The following is a 14853-nucleotide window of genomic DNA, read 5'->3' on the forward strand; positions in this document are numbered from 1 at the left end:
TTCTCACGCCTGTTTCCTCTTCAAGATTGTCAGGACCGGTCCACGCGAATCGGTTGCTGATACCATGTTTGCAGCTTCAACCAGATGCTCGAGTTCAGCGCCTGAGTAGTGACTGGTGATGCTGCCGTTCTTGTGGCCTAGAAGTGCCTTTCGGTCTTCCTCGGTGACGCCTGCTGCGCGTAGCCGACGGCCAAATGTGTGTTTGAGGTCGTGAATCCTAATGGATGCATAACCTGGGTGAGCGGGGCGAAGGTTTTCCTCCTGCCAGAGTTTCGCCGCTCTTACCCGCGCCTTCTTCCAGGCCGAGTCGTTCATCCGGTGCATCGCAGTACCGTTGTAAGGGAAAACCCACTCCTTGCTCAGGCCACGCTGCTGCTCGATGATTGACCTGGCTACGCTGTTGAGCACGACCAGTCGCTCATCACCGTTTTTCACCCCGGACCGTTCGTGTCTGCCACCGAAATCAGCCGGGATCAGGAATACGCTGGTCCCGAGCTCCGGTACCGCAATCTCCCAATCCCATCGCAGCTTGCAGACTTCCTGCTCCCGCGTGCCGGTGTTCACCTTGAACAACGCCATGGTTTGCAGGTGGGCTGGCAACTCCGCAAATAGAATCGACTGCTCCTGCCATGACATCGGGTAGGGCTTGCGGCTCGATTTTTTCTCTTCCAGCTTCGTGAGCATTGGCACGCTATCCAGCCACGGCCTTCGCTCATCGTCTCGCCACTTCCTGGCACACAACGACAAAACCCGAACCACACGCTCGATCGAGATGTTCACCGTTCTGTTGCTCACACCCTTCTTTACCTTGCCATCCGCCAACTTCTTGGTCGCCAACCTGTCTTTGATGAACGGCGCCAGGGCTTCATCATCAATGTGGGTGAGCGGTATGTCGCCAATGAACGGGTCCAGTTGAGAAAGGTGGTGTGCCGATAACTTGATTGAAGGCTGGTCCTTGAATTCCAGCAGGAAGCGGGTCGCCGCCTCCCGCCAGATCCTGACCTTCTTTACGCCGTACACCTTTTGCTGGCGGATCTGCTCCAGCCTGAAGATCAGGTAGCGTTCAGCTTCTTCCCGGTCACCAGTTCCAGTGCTTTCGTAAAGTCGTTCTCCGTTGATTTTCTTGTCGATATGCCAGATGCCTTTCCGCTCGGAGAGGCCTGTGATCGATTTTCGCGCCATGATTTATCTCCTTTCAGGCGCTCGCTGCGGGGCAATTGTTGCTCCGGGGCGCGTTTTTTATCAATCGCTTTGGCCTCGACATACGCCGTCGCCCAGTCATCGAGCTCCTGCCGGTCGAAGCCGACACCGCGCTCACCGATCGGGAACTCGCTGACATATGGGCGCACGGTTTTGTCGAATTCGGCGCGGCACATGCCAAGGTAGATGGGCGCGGCGCCGGCTCGGATGAAGCGGGGGAGGATGCTTTCGCGTCGGGGCCGGGAAGGCACCTGCGACAGTTCTGCAGACATAAGTGCTCCATGCCGCGCATGGCGGCTGAAGGTGGAGATGGGAATCAGACGAGGGGTGTTAGGCAGGCCGGGAGGGTGATCTAAGGTTTATTGGTTCACCTCGCCAGTTGCGCACACGCTTTCTCCCCTGAAGGTAGCTGGCGGGGTGGACCCCCTCCATCACCGCGGCCCGTTGTAGCAGTACACGTAGGCGAACCATGCGAGGGCTGGCGCTGCGAGCAGGATCATGGTGTCACCTCGCGGCGTGCCCACCAGCAGACCGGGCCATCGTCGGTGTCGTGGATCGCCAGGCAGAACCAGCCTTCGCCCTCTGGCTTGTCTGGGTCCCAGTAGCTGTAGTCAGGGTCGCCGGATTCGAAGTAGCGATCGGCAACGGCTTCGTCGGCATACTCAAGGCTTACCATCGCCACCATCAGGCGCTGTTCGGCAATCCATGCTTTGCACTTGTCACCGTCGCCCTCGTCGAAGTCGGGCATACCTGGGTGCTGAAACGAACCCATTTCATCGCGCGCGACCGGTGCTGGCTGGATCAATTTGATTTCTTCGGGCATGACTTCGTCCTTGCCGCTATAGCGGCTGACTTTTAAGGGAAAGAGGGGGGTGGTAGCTACGGTTGAATGGGCATGAACTATCTCCCCCACGTCGCACTCAACCGCTTGAGTGACAACTGTTATTCGATGGCGGTGTGTTCCGCCCAGGGCACGGACATGGCATCTATCGACGACTTCAGGATGAAATCACACGAACTTTTGTTAGAACTCGACGCCGCAACCATGGGAATGATGATGCTTGTGTCATCCAAGTGTGTTTCGGGACCTGAATGGGAAATTGCCACCAAGAGGCAGCACGACGCCTATCAGTGCTGGGACGCCTTTATGAATGTCCCACTCGTAGCCGATGCCGCTAATCCCCCGCCTGCTATCTGAGCTGCTCATTCTGCCCCCCGCTATAGCGGCTGACTTTGAAGGGGGAGGGAGTTACTGCAAATTGGGATGGAGTACAGATTTAGTCCTATCGAGATTCAAACGCCCGGGCGTCCTTTGAACGCGAGCCAAATGTAGTGGCGGCCTTTGGCGGTGACCTTGATTTTGCTGGTCTGTTTGTTCCAGCTGATCAGGCGAAGCTCATCCAGAATGGTCGTCAGCGTATGACCCTGGTGCCAGCCGGCCAGCGCCTTGATGCAGCCTTGGGCCAGCAGGCCGCGGAAGTCGTCGTGACCGAAGTTGGTGCCGAGGAATGAGTTCTGCATCTGCTCGTCCGTCACAATGTCGGTGACGGCTTTTACGTCCGGGTCGCGCCGGTAGCATTTGTGGGTCATGGTCATTCGCCTTGGTTGGCCAGCATGTTAAGTCGCTGGAAGGATGTTCCAGGAATGCCGTGATAGCGTTCGCCCGCCTCCGGATTGAACTCAACGGCCGTCGCCTGTTTGCGCGCAAAGTCCAGCAGATCGGCAGACCACTCCCGGCCTATACCGTCATCGAACGCGAAGAGCATGCCGCCCAGCGCACGCTCCAGCTCATCAATCCGCTGATCCGCTGCGTTCATGCGCAGCTGAAGCTCCGCCTCGCGGGCTTGGGCACAGGCAATGAATTTGGAAAGCGTGCAAGCGAAGTCGGCGGCCAATCGCTCTTTGATGTAGGTCGTGAAGTCGTGCCGCCTTAGCACTGTCACAAACAGATTGGCGATGAATCCGCGGCCGCCTTCTGAAGTATTCAGGTCAAAGCTGGGCTCGGCTGGCTTGTTTTCTGTGGGCATGGGGCGTCCTATGCCGGGTCATGCCCGGGCGGTGGGGAGATGGGAAAGGGAGCTGCTGCCACAACTAATTACGTAAATCGCCTTTTGATTTTTTTGGACGCAGTAACATCAGCGGTCGCCGGATATGCCGGCTCGTTGATAGGCTTTAAACGCTGATGTTTCGACTTCTCGAAGAGCTGCTGTTACAACTCCTGGTCGACCAAGTAGTGACCCTTTTTGGACGATTCATCGAATGGCTCAATACGATGCCCTGGCAGTTGTGGTTTGCGTGAGTCAGGCCGCGAGCCTCTGGTAGAGCTCAATGATGTCGGAAGCGTTGGCGCTTACCAAGGCCTCGGCCTCATCCGGGCACACACTGTTGCCGATCAAACGGACCTGGTCCGTCTTGTTTATTTCGCGCCATTCTTCGGCACCGGTGACCGGGTCGACGAACAACCCGCGATCGATGATGTAGCCTTTGTCGAAGCCCTGGGCTGCCTTCAGCTCAGGCGGCTGCAGCATGCGCAGGGTGATGTCGACCAGCACATAACCGCCGACCATTACCATTTCTGCCGGTTCTTTGAAGTGCTCCGGCAGATGCTCATGCATGAAGGCGGCGCAACGGCGGGCACCTTCCAACTGTTCTGGCGTTAGCGTGTCCGGTACCTGCACCACCTCGACCAGTGCCACCCTGTCCTTTGTTGGCAGAGTGTGCATCGGCTCGGTGAGCGATATGCCGTCCTTCTCGTTGCCGTAATACTTCACCAGGTATGCGTTGGCCAGGCGCTGATTAGCGCCGGATTGGCAAATAGTGGAAAGCGGCGCGTCGGCGGCGCGGCCGTCGCCATCGTAGAACCCGCCGTTTGCTTGCTCGAAGAATGCAGCCGAAACCGCGTGATGTCCGGTGCTGGTGGCAACCACGCCAAGCGGGCCGGCGACGTCGGCGCCGATCGAGCCCTTTCGCAATGTCACCATGTTCGCCGCCGCCATCGCGAAGTGACCACCCTTTACCTGCGCCACTTGAGTTCGCAACGGCTCCTGTACGTTGAAGTTGCGCTGCGCTGAACCGTTGGCGCACTCGGTGAGGAACGGTGCCGCTACCGGCTGCACCAGTGCGTGATGCGTGCCGCCGGCGCTGATGGTCGACAGTGCTTCGTCGACGCCGTGGGTGCTGGTGTGCGCTTCAGATGTGCCGCGCATTGGGACAATGAACGGCTTCGCGCTGGTCAGCACGTGCCGCCAGCAGCCCTTGGCCACACGCCGCATAGTGTTCACGGCCATCGGCTTGTCACGAAAGATCGTACGGCCCAGGTTGCTCCAGTCGATGCATTCAGCGGCGGTGCGCCAAGGCTGCTGCTTCGCCGTTGGCAATTTGTGGCGCCTCGGCGCTGGCCAGACTATCGGCTTGCCGTCGCTGCGGGCCACCAGATACAGGCGCTTACGGATGGTCGGGGTGCCAGCGTTGGCCGCGATGCGCTCGCGCCATTCGACGTTGTAACCAAGGCCGCGCACCAGGCTTTCCGCAGGCACGTATTCGCCGATTGATTGCAGGATCTCTGGCATGTCCGGGTGATCGGCGGCGAGCCCGGTGCTGAGCGCGGCGATGAATGCCTTGAAGGTCCGGCCACGCTCGGCCTTGATCGGTTGGCCGTCTTCGTCGATCGGGCCCCAGTCGCAGAACTCTTCGACGTTCTCCAGGAACATCAGGCGCGGCCGGGTGGCATGCGCCCAGCGAACCACTACCCAGGCAAGCCCACGAACACCGCGGTCTCGCGGTGCACCGCCCTTGGCCTTGCTGTGATGCCGGCAATCCGGCGAGGCCCAGAGAATGCCAACCGGCTGGCCGCCGGTGGCATGGACCGGATCCACCTCGAATACGTCAGCGACATAGTGCGCCGTCTGCGGGTGGTTGGCGCGGTGAACAGCCAGGGCGATAGGGTTGTGGTTTACCGCGACATCCGGCTCCCGGTATGCCCTGGCTATCCCGGTGCTGGCACCGCCGCCACCGGCGAACAGGTCCACCACCAGTTCCTTTTCGAATGGCAGGCCCATGCTTGGCTGACGGTTGATGAACTGGGGCAATTTCTGTTGTGCGGACATGAGGGATCCTCGCCGGCTGGCGTGATTTGTAAAATTGGGGTATGAATGCTCGGCGCTGGCATGGAGCCAGCTGAGGAGAAGTAAAATGGCTGTAGCGATTGAAGATACCGAAGGCAACACCCACATCTACGACAAGGCCGTTAAAGTCGTGGAGCAAGGTGATCAGTACGTGGTTCACGGACCGGATAACACTGTTCAGGCCGTATACCCGAAAGATGAAGTAAAGAAGCTCGTATCGGATAATTGATTCTGAACAAGCCACAGCCCATTCGCTTGCTGCGGGTGGGCTGTGTTCAATCCCCACAGAAGCAGTCGATGTCTTCGGCGAGATATTCGAAATCGAAGTCAGTCTGTCGGGATCGTTGCTCTGCAGACCAACCCATTGTTTTGTAATCAGCCCGATCCTGTCGGAACACCTGGCCAAAACGCTCTTCCGTTCCGGACCACCAGAGCACCCTCGACGGGTCTTCCATGATGGTCTTGATCAGCTTGCCTTCGTTCTTCTTCCAGCACAGGTCGCAGTTGCCGAAGTCCGAATTCATGCCCAGGTCGAACGGCTGAGCGGCCCAGAACTCACCGACATCCTCCTTAGTTACCCCGGCCGTATAGGAGGGGCAGCGGTTGTCCCAGCGGGTGCCGCCGCGATCATTGGCGGCCATCATGCGGTGATATCGTTTCGGCTCGTCGTAGCGAATGCCGACGACACAATCCCATTCGGTGTAGCCAAGGGCGCGCATGTGCTTCTCGCCGATCTTCACCTTCAGGTACGCGGTGCACATGTTGTTCGAGAAGTTCGGCAACACCGGTGGCAGGCTCTTCTCTGCCTTCCGGTACGCAGCGTAATACTCGAGCATCATGGTGAATGGCTCGCCGTTGCGACCGGCTGTTTCGAAGTCCACCAGCTTGTACCAGGGTGCGTCGTCCGGTTGCCCGTACACTCTGCACCATTCCATCCAAACGATGTTCACGTTCCATCGCTTGGCGATCTGGTCAATGAAGACCAGCGTCTCCTCACGCTCCTTGCCGGTGTTCTGGAAGAACAGGTGCACGTCTTCCGGTAGGGCGCCGCCATGCGCTTCGAGAATTTTGTAGACCATGTGGGCGCTGGTGCGGCCACCACTGATGCCGATCTGGGCCGGCCCCGTGATCAGATAGGGATTCATAACTGCTCCAGACAGCCGATTGCCTCGCCGGCTGGCGTGATTCGTTGAAGTGGGGTATTTGTGTGCTAAACGGCATGAAACCGTAGAGGAGTAGGGCAGTGGGCGAACGTAGCCAAGAATACAAGTTGGAAAATCCCGACGAATTGCTACATAAAATTGAATGTAGGCAATGTTGTCGTGAAACAAATCACAAGGTCATCGCGTCCTACGTTGAGTCTGGCTCAGACGAAAGCGACTCCCGAAATCATTATTACTGGACTGAGACAAGTCAGATCATTCAGTGTGTAGGATGCGAGCTAGTTTCGTTCAGGACTATTGCTTCAAACTCTGAAGATTATGAATACGACGTAGATGGAAGGTATCCCTACGAGACAGTAAAATTTTATCCAGGTCGTTCGACTGGATTGAAGGGTATAGATCGAAATCTCATCCCTTATAGAATTGCCCAACTGTATCAGGAGGCGAAAACAGCTGTTGAGAATGACCTGTCCATCATCGGAGGTATAGGCATCAGGGCTATTTTGGATGCCGTATGTAAGGAAGTTAAGGCCGCAGGGGATAATTTATATCAACAGATTGATGATCTGCACAAAAAATCGCTCGTAACCAAAGAGGGCGCTGCTGCACTGCATAAAATTAGATTGCTCGGAAACAAAGCAGCTCACGAAGCCGAAGCGCATTCTAGAGACCAGTTATTGTTAGCCTTGGAAATTGTAGAGTACATACTCACGGGCACTTATGTTATGCCAGAAAGGGTGAAACTGACATTCATTGAAAGGCCCAAAAATCCCTTTTCCCTGCCCCCTGCCTTACCCAATGGGCAGCTCCCTGTAGAGCCGGATGTTCTTTAGGCAAAACACTCAAGTCTCAACGCCAGTCTTCGCAAACCGCTTTAGCTGTCGCGACTGCTTTTCGTTAGCAACGAATTTAGGTCGCGACAGATTGACGAAGCGAGCAGATTCTTCGGCTGACGCTGAAGCCAGGTTGATCAGGAAAGTTGACACCGTCTCCTGCCATTCCTCGAAGCCGTGGCGCTCTCCCAAGACATTAAGGGCATCATCCAATGCCTTCGACACAATCAGCGATCGCTTCTCGGCGCCGATCTTGTCGAGCAGGGCTTTCTCCTTGGCGCGCTTGTCCCGCTGAATATCCGCGTTGCTCTTGGCCATGGCCTGCCTCTTCAATTCCGTGGGCTGGTAGAACCAGCCATGTCTGTCGTCGGCGCTGGCGCACCTGGTTGCTGATGCGTCTCACGGCGGCCCCGCGAACTTGATGTCGTTCTCACGGGCGATCAGCCTGGCGCGCTTTGTTTCCATGCCCATTTCCTTGGCGGCCTGGATCACCGTCTTGCCTGTGGCGGCGAGCTCCTTCAGGCGCGGCGCCTGCTTGTTGCGCTCGATCCGCAGCTTGTTGCTGTGAGAGGTGCCAAACATGGCCTCCTTCTCACCAGTTACGCCGGCAGCAATCTCCTGCACCGTGCGGCCTGCTCCGAAGAACTGATCCAACTGCTGGTTCAGGTTCGCAATGATCGAGTCCCGCGGGTTGGGCATTGGTGCGCCGATCATTTGCGGTCCCCTGAAAGTGAGACCTTGATGCCGTCGGCGCGCGCTTCCAGTTGCTGGGCGAAGTTCACGGCTTCCTTCCAAGTCCAGCGGAAGCCCTTCACCTTACGAGTGGCGAGCTCAATGATGTGATATGCCTTGCCCTTGGAGACGACCTGGTAGCGAATCTGTTGCACGGGCAGCTCCCGGCCGATCATTGAATAGAATTCGGACGTCGCGATAACTGAGCGAAGGCGCAGGGCCTGAAGACCGGCGAAGCGCTGCTGCAGGAGTGATTGCATGGCTGGTTCCTCGGTGGGTTGCGTGTATTCGTCAGCACTCGGCCGCCTGCTGGTTGCCGTTGGGCGCAGGGGAGAGTGCTGACGGATAAAGGCGGGCAAAAGAAAGGCCCGTGGACGTTCGGGCCTTTCGCAGATGCAGTGATTACGAGTGATGGTCTATTTCATGGCGGTCACCCTCTGTAGGAGTGAAGTGGAAAAACTATTCCGGTTAGGTGCAATTGGATTCCGGTTCCGCCGGATGCAGGGGGCCGCATTGCGCAGTGCAGAATCATCCGCATCTAGCAGGTATCAGCAGGCTGACGTGGCTCCGGGTCTTACCCGTGAGTGATGGATAGGTCAGTGATCACGCAAATCGAACCGTCCTCAGGATCGGTTGATTCGGAGTAGTCGATCTGGTTGTACACGCCGCCGTGGAAGGCGAGAGTTTTCGTGTCCCAGGTGTTGTCGAGGCGCATGATTGCGGAGGTGGATTTGGCGCCGTTGCAGCTGGCAGATACCGATACAGCACCGCTTGAGTTCGCGTGAATGTTGATCTTGAAGAGTGCGCCGAGCGGCACGTTTTCCAACACCGTCGAGTTGACCGGATCGTCTTGCAGGTAGCTCGACCGGAACCCCATGGTGATTTTGCCTTTGTTCCAGAACACCTTTACCGGTGGGCGTTCAGAGCCCTGCACATGAATTTGGCCGATCACCACCTTCTGCAACGAATTGACCTTCGTCAGCCGCATTTCTTGACGGCACCAATGGTCTGCGGCACTGGCAAACAGCCAATAGCCAGGCTCTTTCCATTCACACCGAGTCCGATGGACGCTTTTACTGGAAGCGCCCAAAGTTGGCGCTGTCATCTGCAGCGATCCGTCGGGAAGCATCGAGATGACGCTTGGGCATTCGATCAACGCTCGCCAGCCGATCAAGTCCAGGGAGATAGGGTTTGTGTCGGAAATTGGAAGCGGGGTGGCGATGATGAAACTGCTGATATCTACAGTCATTGTCGATTCCTTATTTCATTTGATGTCACCTGTGCTCTGTTGAGCCCTTCGCTTGATGTAGGCCTACATCCCGCTGCCCACTCAGTGAATGGGCAGAAGTGATGCTTATTCAGCCTGGAGCGATTCGATTGCCAGCCGGTAGTCCGAGGCGACCTTCCGGCTGTTGGCCGCGTCCTCATACCGGCCTTCCTTCTCCTGGATGGCGGCGTTGCGTTCGTAGTTGGTGGCGCAGCTGTCGAGCAGATCGACAGCAAATGTGTGCTTCATGGAGTTCTCCAGGGTTATGCGTGGTGGTCGTAGGCTTCAGCGCGCTTTACCGTCCGGACCTGGGCGATTCGGCGCTCAGGGACTCGACGATCACGGCGCATTGAGTCGCCATCGAGCATTGCGTGCATGGCGATCAGCGCTGCCAGAACAAAGCACATCGGGGAAATGATTTGGCGGCGCATCGCTTCGGCCACCAGTGCGGCGCGGCGGGTAACGCCGAGCTTGAACATTGCGTTGGTGAGGCGCTTCGCTACGGTGGCCGGCGAGATGCCTACCTCCCGTGCGATTTCCTTTGCGGTGAGCCCAAGGGCAACCCAGAGAAGAAACTGAAGCTCTCGCGGTGCCAGGCCACGACCGAGGTGACCCTTCCATGTGCCATTTACGATTTCTGTTTCCATCGTTTTGACTCCCGGTTGTTTTCCCAATGCACCCGGTCAACCAGGTGCATCAGTGAAACTTTCCGTCCTATTGCCGCCGGAGGGGCGGGGCGCATTGCTTGCCGGGTCATTCACACGGTTAAGGCGTTTCGCCATCGAGCAACCGTCCAGGGTGTTCCTGTCGTGGGCAGGCTTTCGGGCCTGTCTGCTCGCCGGTCGCCGGTAGAGGCAATGCGGTCTGTTGTATTTGTTGCGCTGACTGTTAAAGAGCGGCGAGCTGTTTCTGCTCTGGCGCCTGTTCGGTGGCGTTGAAGTAAATTTAGCCACGAGCTAAAGATCAGTCAATAGGTGGAAGCTAAATAATTTAGCTTTGGGTGAAAAATTCAGTTTTGGAGGAGTTGCAGGCAGGAATTCACCCTCGGTCTTTACGCGTGGATTAGCATCAAGCTAATATTCTGAAAGGCTGTACATACATACAGTAATAAAGGAGTAGCTGATGGCAAGCCCGCAGAAGAAAAAACCGCAAGAGTCGAAGCCGATGTCTGGAGTGGAGCGCCTGACTCTCAGAGTCTCAAACATGATCAACCACCCAATAGCGCAGGATCGGAAGTGGGCGACGATTCATCGGCTAGATACCGATGGGGATAGAGAATGGGATGAGGTGATGGATGCGCTCACCGATGTTGACGGTATTGAGATGACGTTCAACGATGAGGACGAGTCGGTTACGCTGCGGTGGGAAGCTCCGGCGGATGAAGATCCGCGCGTAGAAGCTCATGAAGAATTCGATGCGGTGGAAGAGCCAGCGCCTTTCTGACGAGCACAAAAAAGCCCGCTGAAGAAGCGGGCTTTGACTTATAAAGATCGGTTAGGCTTTTCTGGCGTTCCAGATCAGCAACACCTTCGCGTGAATGGTTACGTCATCGATCCGGGCTGTCTGGTTTTCATAGTGCGGATTGTCAGAGATAAGCCGGTAATGTTCTTCGTCGAGGCGCATGACCCGCTTGATATAAAGATCGTTATGCCAGGTCAAAACGTAGATTCCTTCTCCGATGAAATCCCGCACTCCTTTATCGACAATGACCAAATCCTTGTCATTAATGGTGCCTTCCATGCTCTGGCCCCATCCATTGATCATCCCCAGAGATGTCTTGGACGTATATGTGATGCCTTTTTCGCGCAGGATTTCCTCGCGTACCACCAGATTTCGAACAACCTCCGTATAGTCCGGTGGAACCTGGCCATGGCCCATGGCAGCTCGAATGTCGTACTGAGGGATGACGATCTCGTCATTGGTCGGGCGTAGGCTTGCGATGCTCACCGAGAGTTGATTGGGCAACCCATCGTCAGGTTCTTCGGCAGCGGCGACAATTCGATCCCGTGCCTCAATCGAAAGCCCCTTCACTTTTCCAAGCATTCGTTTTACTTGGTCTGCGGCCGATGAATTTGATTCTGCGGCCGGCGCTGTGATGATCTCTTTCGAACCAGGCCCGACCGACTCATCGTCGGTCGGTAGAGAGTCAAACCACCCCCTGGGAAGCTTCTCAACCACCTCAATCCGACGAGCTACGTCATCGCCCAAATTCTTGGCGGTCTTTTCCGAAAGGATTTGGCTCAAGTGCGCAGGCGCCATCCCCCATCGCTCGGCACAGGCGCCTTTTTTTTGATCGCCGATCAAATTGATCAATTGGCGTTTGCGAATCGCGTAGATATCCATGCGAGCAAGAATGCCATTCTTTAGCTCAATGCTAAATGTGCTCACAGCTAAATATTCCTTGCTCTGATATTAGCCCTAAGCTAAATTTCTCCTACGTATTAGGAGAACCCCTATGAATGACCACTTGCGAGATTGGCTCGCCAGCGCAACAGCCGACCGACGTCAGCTAGTAGCCGAAGCAGCGAAGACCACCGTCGGACATCTCTGGCAGCTTGCTGGCGGTCATCGGAAAGCATCTGCCGAACTTGCTGAGCGTCTTCAAGACGCCTCTGACGGCGAGATCACTATCGCTGGTTTGCGGCCTGACCTTATTGAGCTCGCCCACAAGGTGCTTCGCGCTGCCGAAGCCCACCCAAAAAAGTCTGCGGCATAGCGGGGGCTGTGCCTACCACCGAAAACACGCTGGAGCGATTGGAAGCCATGCAGCACCACCTCGATTTACTCAAGGAAGACCTTCGGAACGTAGAGAAATAGCCTGAAGGCCCATGGACGACAGTATCGAATTTGGCGGGAAATCTAGGTAGTGCACCTGAATAGCTGTTGATTCATCCAGTAGAAAAGACCTACCAGGAAGAACATTAGGAGAAGGGAAATGGACGGCAACACAACAGGACGCATGGGGACATTGAACGCTGAGGGCAGTAGCTCAGTCGGCGGGATTGGTCGCGTCTGCGGAAAAGTAATCCCCTGAATCGCAGGCACAAAAAAGCCGGGCTGCAACCCGGCTCTTTCAAAACGCAAAACACTGAGGGGCCATTATGAACACGATCGTCGCTCCAAGCAATACGGTCACCATGTCGAGCCGTGAGATCGCCAATCTCACTGGAAAGCAGCACAAGGACGTTATTCGTGACATCCGCGTGATGCGCAAGGCGCTGTCGGATGATGGCGCAGATCTGCGCCATCTCCAGGAAGTGAAGGACGGGCGTGACTACACCGCTGAATTCCACCTTGATCGCGTCCTGACTGAAACCCTGTTGACCGGTTACAGCATCCCACTTCGTCATCGTGTCGTGACACGTTTAGGCGAGCTTGAAAACATGTCGCGACAGGCTGTCTCGATCCCTCAATCTCTCCCAGAAGCCCTCCGACTTGCCGCAGATCTCGCAGACAAGAACGGCGAGCTTCAACTTGTCATATCAATGCAGGCCCCGAAGGTCACCGCCATCAACAGGCTCGCTGCAGCCGGTGGCGCGATCTGCATCACTGACGCAGCCAAGCTGCTCAGTATGGCTCCGGCGCGCCTGTTCGCTTGGCTGGAGCAGCACCGCTGGATCTTCCGGCGCCACGGGTGCAAGCGCTGGGTTGCCTATCAGCCGCGCATCACCTCAGGTCACATGACCCACAAAGTTACAGCCCTCAAGCCGGATCCTGAAGCCGGAATCGAGCGAGCTGCCTTCGACCCTATGGTCACCCCGAAAGGCCTAACCCGCCTCGCTGAACTTCTGCAGGAGGCCGCGTAATGGCCGGCGACTGGATCAAATTCGAACTCACCACCCTGGACAAGCCTGAGGTTTGCCAGATTGCGGACTTGGCCGATATCGACCCCGACGCTGTTGTCGGCAAATTGATGCGCGTGTGGGGATGGTTCGACCAACAAACCGAAAACGGTAACGCTCCGAGCGTTAGCAAAAAGTTACTTGATCGTCTCGTCGGCGTTATCGGCTTCTGCGAACACATGAAGTCGGTCGCCTGGATGATCGAGGTCGAGGGTGTGATCAGTCTTCCGCATTTCGAGCGGCACAACGGGAAGACCGCTAAAAACAGGCTTCTCACGGCAAAACGCGTTGCGAATCACAAGGCGAGTAACGGTAAAAGTAACGCTGCGAACGTTAGCGGTGCGTTACCTAAAGAAGATTTAGAGAAGAATAAAGAACCTCTCTCTGCGCAGGAGGCCGTCGACCCTCGCATGCCCAGCGAAATGACCCTCGACTGGGTACCGGATCAAACGCTGCTGAAAACCTACGCCTTGCACCGCGGTTTGTCCCTTGACCTGTTCACTGAGCAAGTCCGCGTCGCATTCACTGGTCACTACGAGCCTCAGCACCAGGTCAACACCCAGGCTGAATGGGTGGGCATGCTGGTCAAGTGGGTGAACAACGACAAGGCCCGGGCTGCTGCCGCTTCGAATGTGAAGCAATTCAAGCCGAAGCAGGCGCCTGCGTCAGACTTTGATGATGACGACACCGAATGGCAGAACGGGGTTAACTCATGAAGACCGTCTCTGTGATTGCTCAAGACCTATGGGCGAAAGCCCAATCCGGTGAGTTCATCGCGGCGGGCGATGTACCTCCGGTGGCGAATGGAGCCCATAGCACGTTGGTGACAGCCATCAACGAGTTGTTCAAGGAGCTGCGCTCCATTCGCTCGGCGTGGCGCCAGGCATGGCCCGACAAAGAAACCTACCAGGCTTCTAAGCGCCAATGGTTTCAAGCATTTCTCGAGGAAGGCATCTGCACTCAGGGTCAGATCGACTTTGGCATGACGCAGGTTCGTAAACAGCCCGGTGACTTCATTCCAAGCCCTGGCCAGTTCATCGAATGGTGCAAGCCAACCCCCGAAATGCTTGGTCTGCCACCGCTCGCTGCGGCGCACCGCGAGGCCTGTCGCAATGCTCACCCGGGCATGGCTGGCCAGGGCAAGTGGTCGCATGATGCGGTGTGGCACACCGCGAAGGAATGCGGATTCGAAAGCCTGAATAAGCTCGATACCCCGCTCAGCTTGAAGCTGTTCGAACGCAACTACACGATCACCATCCGACGATTGCTTGCCGGCTTGCCACTCCAGGAGATGCCCAAGGCTCTACCTGCCCGTGCAGCAGGAAGGGTGACGCCAGAAGTTGGCCAGGGAGCTCTTGCTCAGCTGCGCGCGAAACTGGGAGGTGCCCGTGCCTAACCCGTATCTCGCACCCACCGACCCGGCCGAGTACCGGTATGCCGTGCACTGCTGCGCCTACAAGTTGGATCTCACCGATAAACCAGATCGCGCTGTAGCGCTGTTCGAGCATCGCTCTGCTGCCGAGAAGTTCGGCGGCCTGATGTGGCCGAACACTTTCGAAGTAATCGACATCACCACTGGAGAGAAGGCATGAACGACATCCTGCTTCATCTGTACATCGCTTTCCTGACGGCTGTCGCCGCGGGCCTTTGGTGGGGCATCCGCCGTCTCGAACGCCGTGCCCGCATTTCGCG

23 protein-coding genes are annotated in these 14853 nt (G+C 56.7%); 9 read left to right on the plus strand and 14 right to left on the minus strand.

From position 1 onward, the window contains the following. Window positions 1–3: 3 nt before the first annotated feature. The 3 genes from QLG10_RS03045 to QLG10_RS03055 form a co-directional block, all read right to left on the minus strand. Window positions 4–1167: a tyrosine-type recombinase/integrase gene (locus QLG10_RS03045; protein ID WP_282485617.1), complete on the minus strand. Its 1164-nt coding sequence runs from the start codon at window positions 1165–1167 to the stop codon at window positions 4–6. Then, a complete protein-coding gene (locus QLG10_RS03050) occupies window positions 1053–1472 on the minus strand; it encodes a hypothetical protein (RefSeq protein ID WP_282485465.1) in 420 nt (139 codons plus the stop codon). Before QLG10_RS03050 ends, QLG10_RS03045 begins: the two co-directional genes overlap by 115 nt. Before the next feature lie 224 nt (window positions 1473–1696). Then, window positions 1697–2023 carry a hypothetical protein gene (locus QLG10_RS03055; protein ID WP_282485466.1) on the minus strand — a complete coding sequence of 109 codons (327 nt, stop codon included), beginning with the start codon at window positions 2021–2023 and terminating at the stop codon, window positions 1697–1699. Between the two features lie 72 nt (window positions 2024–2095). Here QLG10_RS03055 and QLG10_RS03060 point away from each other — a divergent pair, with 72 nt between their 5' ends. Then, window positions 2096–2398, plus strand: coding sequence for a hypothetical protein (locus tag QLG10_RS03060; protein ID WP_349016949.1), 303 nt, complete (start codon window positions 2096–2098; stop codon window positions 2396–2398). A gap of 95 nt (window positions 2399–2493) precedes the next feature. On the opposite strand, the gene QLG10_RS03065 is transcribed toward QLG10_RS03060, so the two are convergent. The 3 genes from QLG10_RS03065 to QLG10_RS03075 form a co-directional block, all read right to left on the minus strand. Continuing rightward, window positions 2494–2790, minus strand: coding sequence for a hypothetical protein (locus QLG10_RS03065; protein WP_282485467.1), 297 nt, complete (start codon window positions 2788–2790; stop codon window positions 2494–2496). A gap of 2 nt (window positions 2791–2792) precedes the next feature. Then, entirely contained in the window at window positions 2793–3227 is a 435-nt protein-coding gene (locus tag QLG10_RS03070; protein ID WP_282485468.1) for a hypothetical protein, read from the minus strand. Window positions 3228–3500: 273 nt separating this feature from the next. Continuing rightward, window positions 3501–5306, minus strand: coding sequence for a DNA cytosine methyltransferase (locus QLG10_RS03075; RefSeq protein WP_282485469.1), 1806 nt, complete (start codon window positions 5304–5306; stop codon window positions 3501–3503). Window positions 5307–5391: 85 nt separating this feature from the next. Here QLG10_RS03075 and QLG10_RS03080 point away from each other — a divergent pair, with 85 nt between their 5' ends. Beyond that, a complete protein-coding gene (locus QLG10_RS03080; protein ID WP_282485470.1) occupies window positions 5392–5553 on the plus strand; it encodes a hypothetical protein in 162 nt (53 codons plus the stop codon). A 46-nt stretch (window positions 5554–5599) separates the two neighbouring features. Here the strand turns inward: QLG10_RS03080 and QLG10_RS03085 are convergent, their stop codons facing one another. Beyond that, window positions 5600–6469, minus strand: a complete 870-nt coding sequence (locus QLG10_RS03085; protein ID WP_282485471.1) for a hypothetical protein — start codon at window positions 6467–6469, stop codon at window positions 5600–5602. Window positions 6470–6567: 98 nt separating this feature from the next. On the opposite strand from QLG10_RS03085, the gene QLG10_RS03090 reads away from it, so the two are divergent. After that, window positions 6568–7320, plus strand: a complete 753-nt coding sequence (locus QLG10_RS03090) for a DUF4145 domain-containing protein (protein WP_282485472.1) — start codon at window positions 6568–6570, stop codon at window positions 7318–7320. A gap of 9 nt (window positions 7321–7329) precedes the next feature. Here the strand turns inward: QLG10_RS03090 and QLG10_RS03095 are convergent, their stop codons facing one another. The 6 genes from QLG10_RS03095 to QLG10_RS03120 all read right to left on the minus strand — a co-directional run bounded on the left by QLG10_RS03095 (window position 7330) and on the right by QLG10_RS03120 (window position 9966). Further along, the gene (locus QLG10_RS03095; protein ID WP_282485473.1) at window positions 7330–7638 is read right to left on the minus strand and encodes a hypothetical protein; all 309 of its coding nucleotides are present in this window, start codon (window positions 7636–7638) and stop codon (window positions 7330–7332) included. 81 nt (window positions 7639–7719) lie between these two features. Beyond that, window positions 7720–8034 carry a hypothetical protein gene (locus QLG10_RS03100; protein WP_282485474.1) on the minus strand — a complete coding sequence of 105 codons (315 nt, stop codon included), beginning with the start codon at window positions 8032–8034 and terminating at the stop codon, window positions 7720–7722. After that, window positions 8031–8312 carry a hypothetical protein gene (locus QLG10_RS03105; protein ID WP_282485475.1) on the minus strand — a complete coding sequence of 94 codons (282 nt, stop codon included), beginning with the start codon at window positions 8310–8312 and terminating at the stop codon, window positions 8031–8033. The genes QLG10_RS03100 and QLG10_RS03105 overlap by 4 nt, the downstream gene beginning before the upstream one ends. A gap of 314 nt (window positions 8313–8626) precedes the next feature. Further along, the gene (locus QLG10_RS03110) at window positions 8627–9301 is read right to left on the minus strand and encodes a polysaccharide lyase family 7 protein (protein WP_282485476.1); all 675 of its coding nucleotides are present in this window, start codon (window positions 9299–9301) and stop codon (window positions 8627–8629) included. A gap of 105 nt (window positions 9302–9406) precedes the next feature. Next, window positions 9407–9568, minus strand: a complete 162-nt coding sequence (locus QLG10_RS03115) for a hypothetical protein (RefSeq protein ID WP_282485477.1) — start codon at window positions 9566–9568, stop codon at window positions 9407–9409. Between the two features lie 14 nt (window positions 9569–9582). Then, complete coding sequence (locus QLG10_RS03120) at window positions 9583–9966, minus strand: helix-turn-helix transcriptional regulator (RefSeq protein WP_282485478.1); 384 nt, start codon at window positions 9964–9966, stop codon at window positions 9583–9585. 475 nt (window positions 9967–10441) lie between these two features. Between QLG10_RS03120 and QLG10_RS03125 the strand changes: the two genes are divergently transcribed. Further along, window positions 10442–10762 carry a DUF1654 domain-containing protein gene (locus QLG10_RS03125; protein WP_282485479.1) on the plus strand — a complete coding sequence of 107 codons (321 nt, stop codon included), beginning with the start codon at window positions 10442–10444 and terminating at the stop codon, window positions 10760–10762. A 51-nt stretch (window positions 10763–10813) separates the two neighbouring features. Here the strand turns inward: QLG10_RS03125 and QLG10_RS03130 are convergent, their stop codons facing one another. Beyond that, window positions 10814–11662 carry a S24 family peptidase gene (locus QLG10_RS03130; RefSeq protein ID WP_282485621.1) on the minus strand — a complete coding sequence of 283 codons (849 nt, stop codon included), beginning with the start codon at window positions 11660–11662 and terminating at the stop codon, window positions 10814–10816. A gap of 112 nt (window positions 11663–11774) precedes the next feature. On the opposite strand from QLG10_RS03130, the gene QLG10_RS03135 reads away from it, so the two are divergent. From QLG10_RS03135 to QLG10_RS03155, 5 genes are all read left to right on the plus strand, one after another. After that, window positions 11775–12035 (plus strand): hypothetical protein, encoded by a 261-nt coding sequence (locus QLG10_RS03135; RefSeq protein ID WP_282485480.1) that lies wholly within the window; start codon window positions 11775–11777, stop codon window positions 12033–12035. Between the two features lie 385 nt (window positions 12036–12420). Beyond that, window positions 12421–13125, plus strand: a complete 705-nt coding sequence (locus QLG10_RS03140) for a phage antirepressor KilAC domain-containing protein (RefSeq protein WP_282485481.1) — start codon at window positions 12421–12423, stop codon at window positions 13123–13125. Further along, the gene (locus QLG10_RS03145; protein ID WP_282485482.1) at window positions 13125–13877 is read left to right on the plus strand and encodes a DnaT-like ssDNA-binding domain-containing protein; all 753 of its coding nucleotides are present in this window, start codon (window positions 13125–13127) and stop codon (window positions 13875–13877) included. Before QLG10_RS03140 ends, QLG10_RS03145 begins: the two co-directional genes overlap by 1 nt. Continuing rightward, complete coding sequence (locus QLG10_RS03150) at window positions 13874–14557, plus strand: replication protein P (protein ID WP_282485483.1); 684 nt, start codon at window positions 13874–13876, stop codon at window positions 14555–14557. The genes QLG10_RS03145 and QLG10_RS03150 overlap by 4 nt, the downstream gene beginning before the upstream one ends. Further along, the gene (locus QLG10_RS03155) at window positions 14550–14753 is read left to right on the plus strand and encodes a hypothetical protein (RefSeq protein WP_282485484.1); all 204 of its coding nucleotides are present in this window, start codon (window positions 14550–14552) and stop codon (window positions 14751–14753) included. Before QLG10_RS03150 ends, QLG10_RS03155 begins: the two co-directional genes overlap by 8 nt. Window positions 14754–14853: the final 100 nt, after the last annotated feature.

Source organism: Pseudomonas sp. V98_8 (assembly GCF_029967975.1).
Taxonomy (GTDB): Bacteria; Pseudomonadota; Gammaproteobacteria; order Pseudomonadales; family Pseudomonadaceae; genus Aquipseudomonas; species Aquipseudomonas umsongensis.

What these genes read in the sequence shown, in the direction of transcription:
- QLG10_RS03050 (WP_282485465.1), bottom strand. Translation starts at nt 1,472, where the DNA reads ATGTCTGCAGAACTGTCGCAGGTGCCTTCCCGGCCCCGACGCGAAAGC.
- QLG10_RS03055 (WP_282485466.1), bottom strand. Translation starts at nt 2,023, where the DNA reads ATGCCCGAAGAAATCAAATTGATCCAGCCAGCACCGGTCGCGCGCGAT.
- QLG10_RS03060 (WP_349016949.1), top strand. Translation starts at nt 2,096, where the DNA reads ATGAACTATCTCCCCCACGTCGCACTCAACCGCTTGAGTGACAACTGT.
- QLG10_RS03065 (WP_282485467.1), bottom strand. Translation starts at nt 2,790, where the DNA reads ATGACCCACAAATGCTACCGGCGCGACCCGGACGTAAAAGCCGTCACC.
- QLG10_RS03070 (WP_282485468.1), bottom strand. Translation starts at nt 3,227, where the DNA reads ATGCCCACAGAAAACAAGCCAGCCGAGCCCAGCTTTGACCTGAATACT.
- QLG10_RS03075 (WP_282485469.1), bottom strand. Translation starts at nt 5,306, where the DNA reads ATGTCCGCACAACAGAAATTGCCCCAGTTCATCAACCGTCAGCCAAGC.
- QLG10_RS03080 (WP_282485470.1), top strand. Translation starts at nt 5,392, where the DNA reads ATGGCTGTAGCGATTGAAGATACCGAAGGCAACACCCACATCTACGAC.
- QLG10_RS03085 (WP_282485471.1), bottom strand. Translation starts at nt 6,469, where the DNA reads ATGAATCCCTATCTGATCACGGGGCCGGCCCAGATCGGCATCAGTGGT.
- QLG10_RS03095 (WP_282485473.1), bottom strand. Translation starts at nt 7,638, where the DNA reads ATGGCCAAGAGCAACGCGGATATTCAGCGGGACAAGCGCGCCAAGGAG.
- QLG10_RS03100 (WP_282485474.1), bottom strand. Translation starts at nt 8,034, where the DNA reads ATGATCGGCGCACCAATGCCCAACCCGCGGGACTCGATCATTGCGAAC.
- QLG10_RS03105 (WP_282485475.1), bottom strand. Translation starts at nt 8,312, where the DNA reads ATGCAATCACTCCTGCAGCAGCGCTTCGCCGGTCTTCAGGCCCTGCGC.
- QLG10_RS03110 (WP_282485476.1), bottom strand. Translation starts at nt 9,301, where the DNA reads ATGACTGTAGATATCAGCAGTTTCATCATCGCCACCCCGCTTCCAATT.
- QLG10_RS03115 (WP_282485477.1), bottom strand. Translation starts at nt 9,568, where the DNA reads ATGAAGCACACATTTGCTGTCGATCTGCTCGACAGCTGCGCCACCAAC.
- QLG10_RS03120 (WP_282485478.1), bottom strand. Translation starts at nt 9,966, where the DNA reads ATGGAAACAGAAATCGTAAATGGCACATGGAAGGGTCACCTCGGTCGT.
- QLG10_RS03125 (WP_282485479.1), top strand. Translation starts at nt 10,442, where the DNA reads ATGGCAAGCCCGCAGAAGAAAAAACCGCAAGAGTCGAAGCCGATGTCT.
- QLG10_RS03130 (WP_282485621.1), bottom strand. Translation starts at nt 11,662, where the DNA reads ATGGATATCTACGCGATTCGCAAACGCCAATTGATCAATTTGATCGGC.
- QLG10_RS03135 (WP_282485480.1), top strand. Translation starts at nt 11,775, where the DNA reads ATGAATGACCACTTGCGAGATTGGCTCGCCAGCGCAACAGCCGACCGA.
- QLG10_RS03140 (WP_282485481.1), top strand. Translation starts at nt 12,421, where the DNA reads ATGAACACGATCGTCGCTCCAAGCAATACGGTCACCATGTCGAGCCGT.
- QLG10_RS03145 (WP_282485482.1), top strand. Translation starts at nt 13,125, where the DNA reads ATGGCCGGCGACTGGATCAAATTCGAACTCACCACCCTGGACAAGCCT.
- QLG10_RS03150 (WP_282485483.1), top strand. Translation starts at nt 13,874, where the DNA reads ATGAAGACCGTCTCTGTGATTGCTCAAGACCTATGGGCGAAAGCCCAA.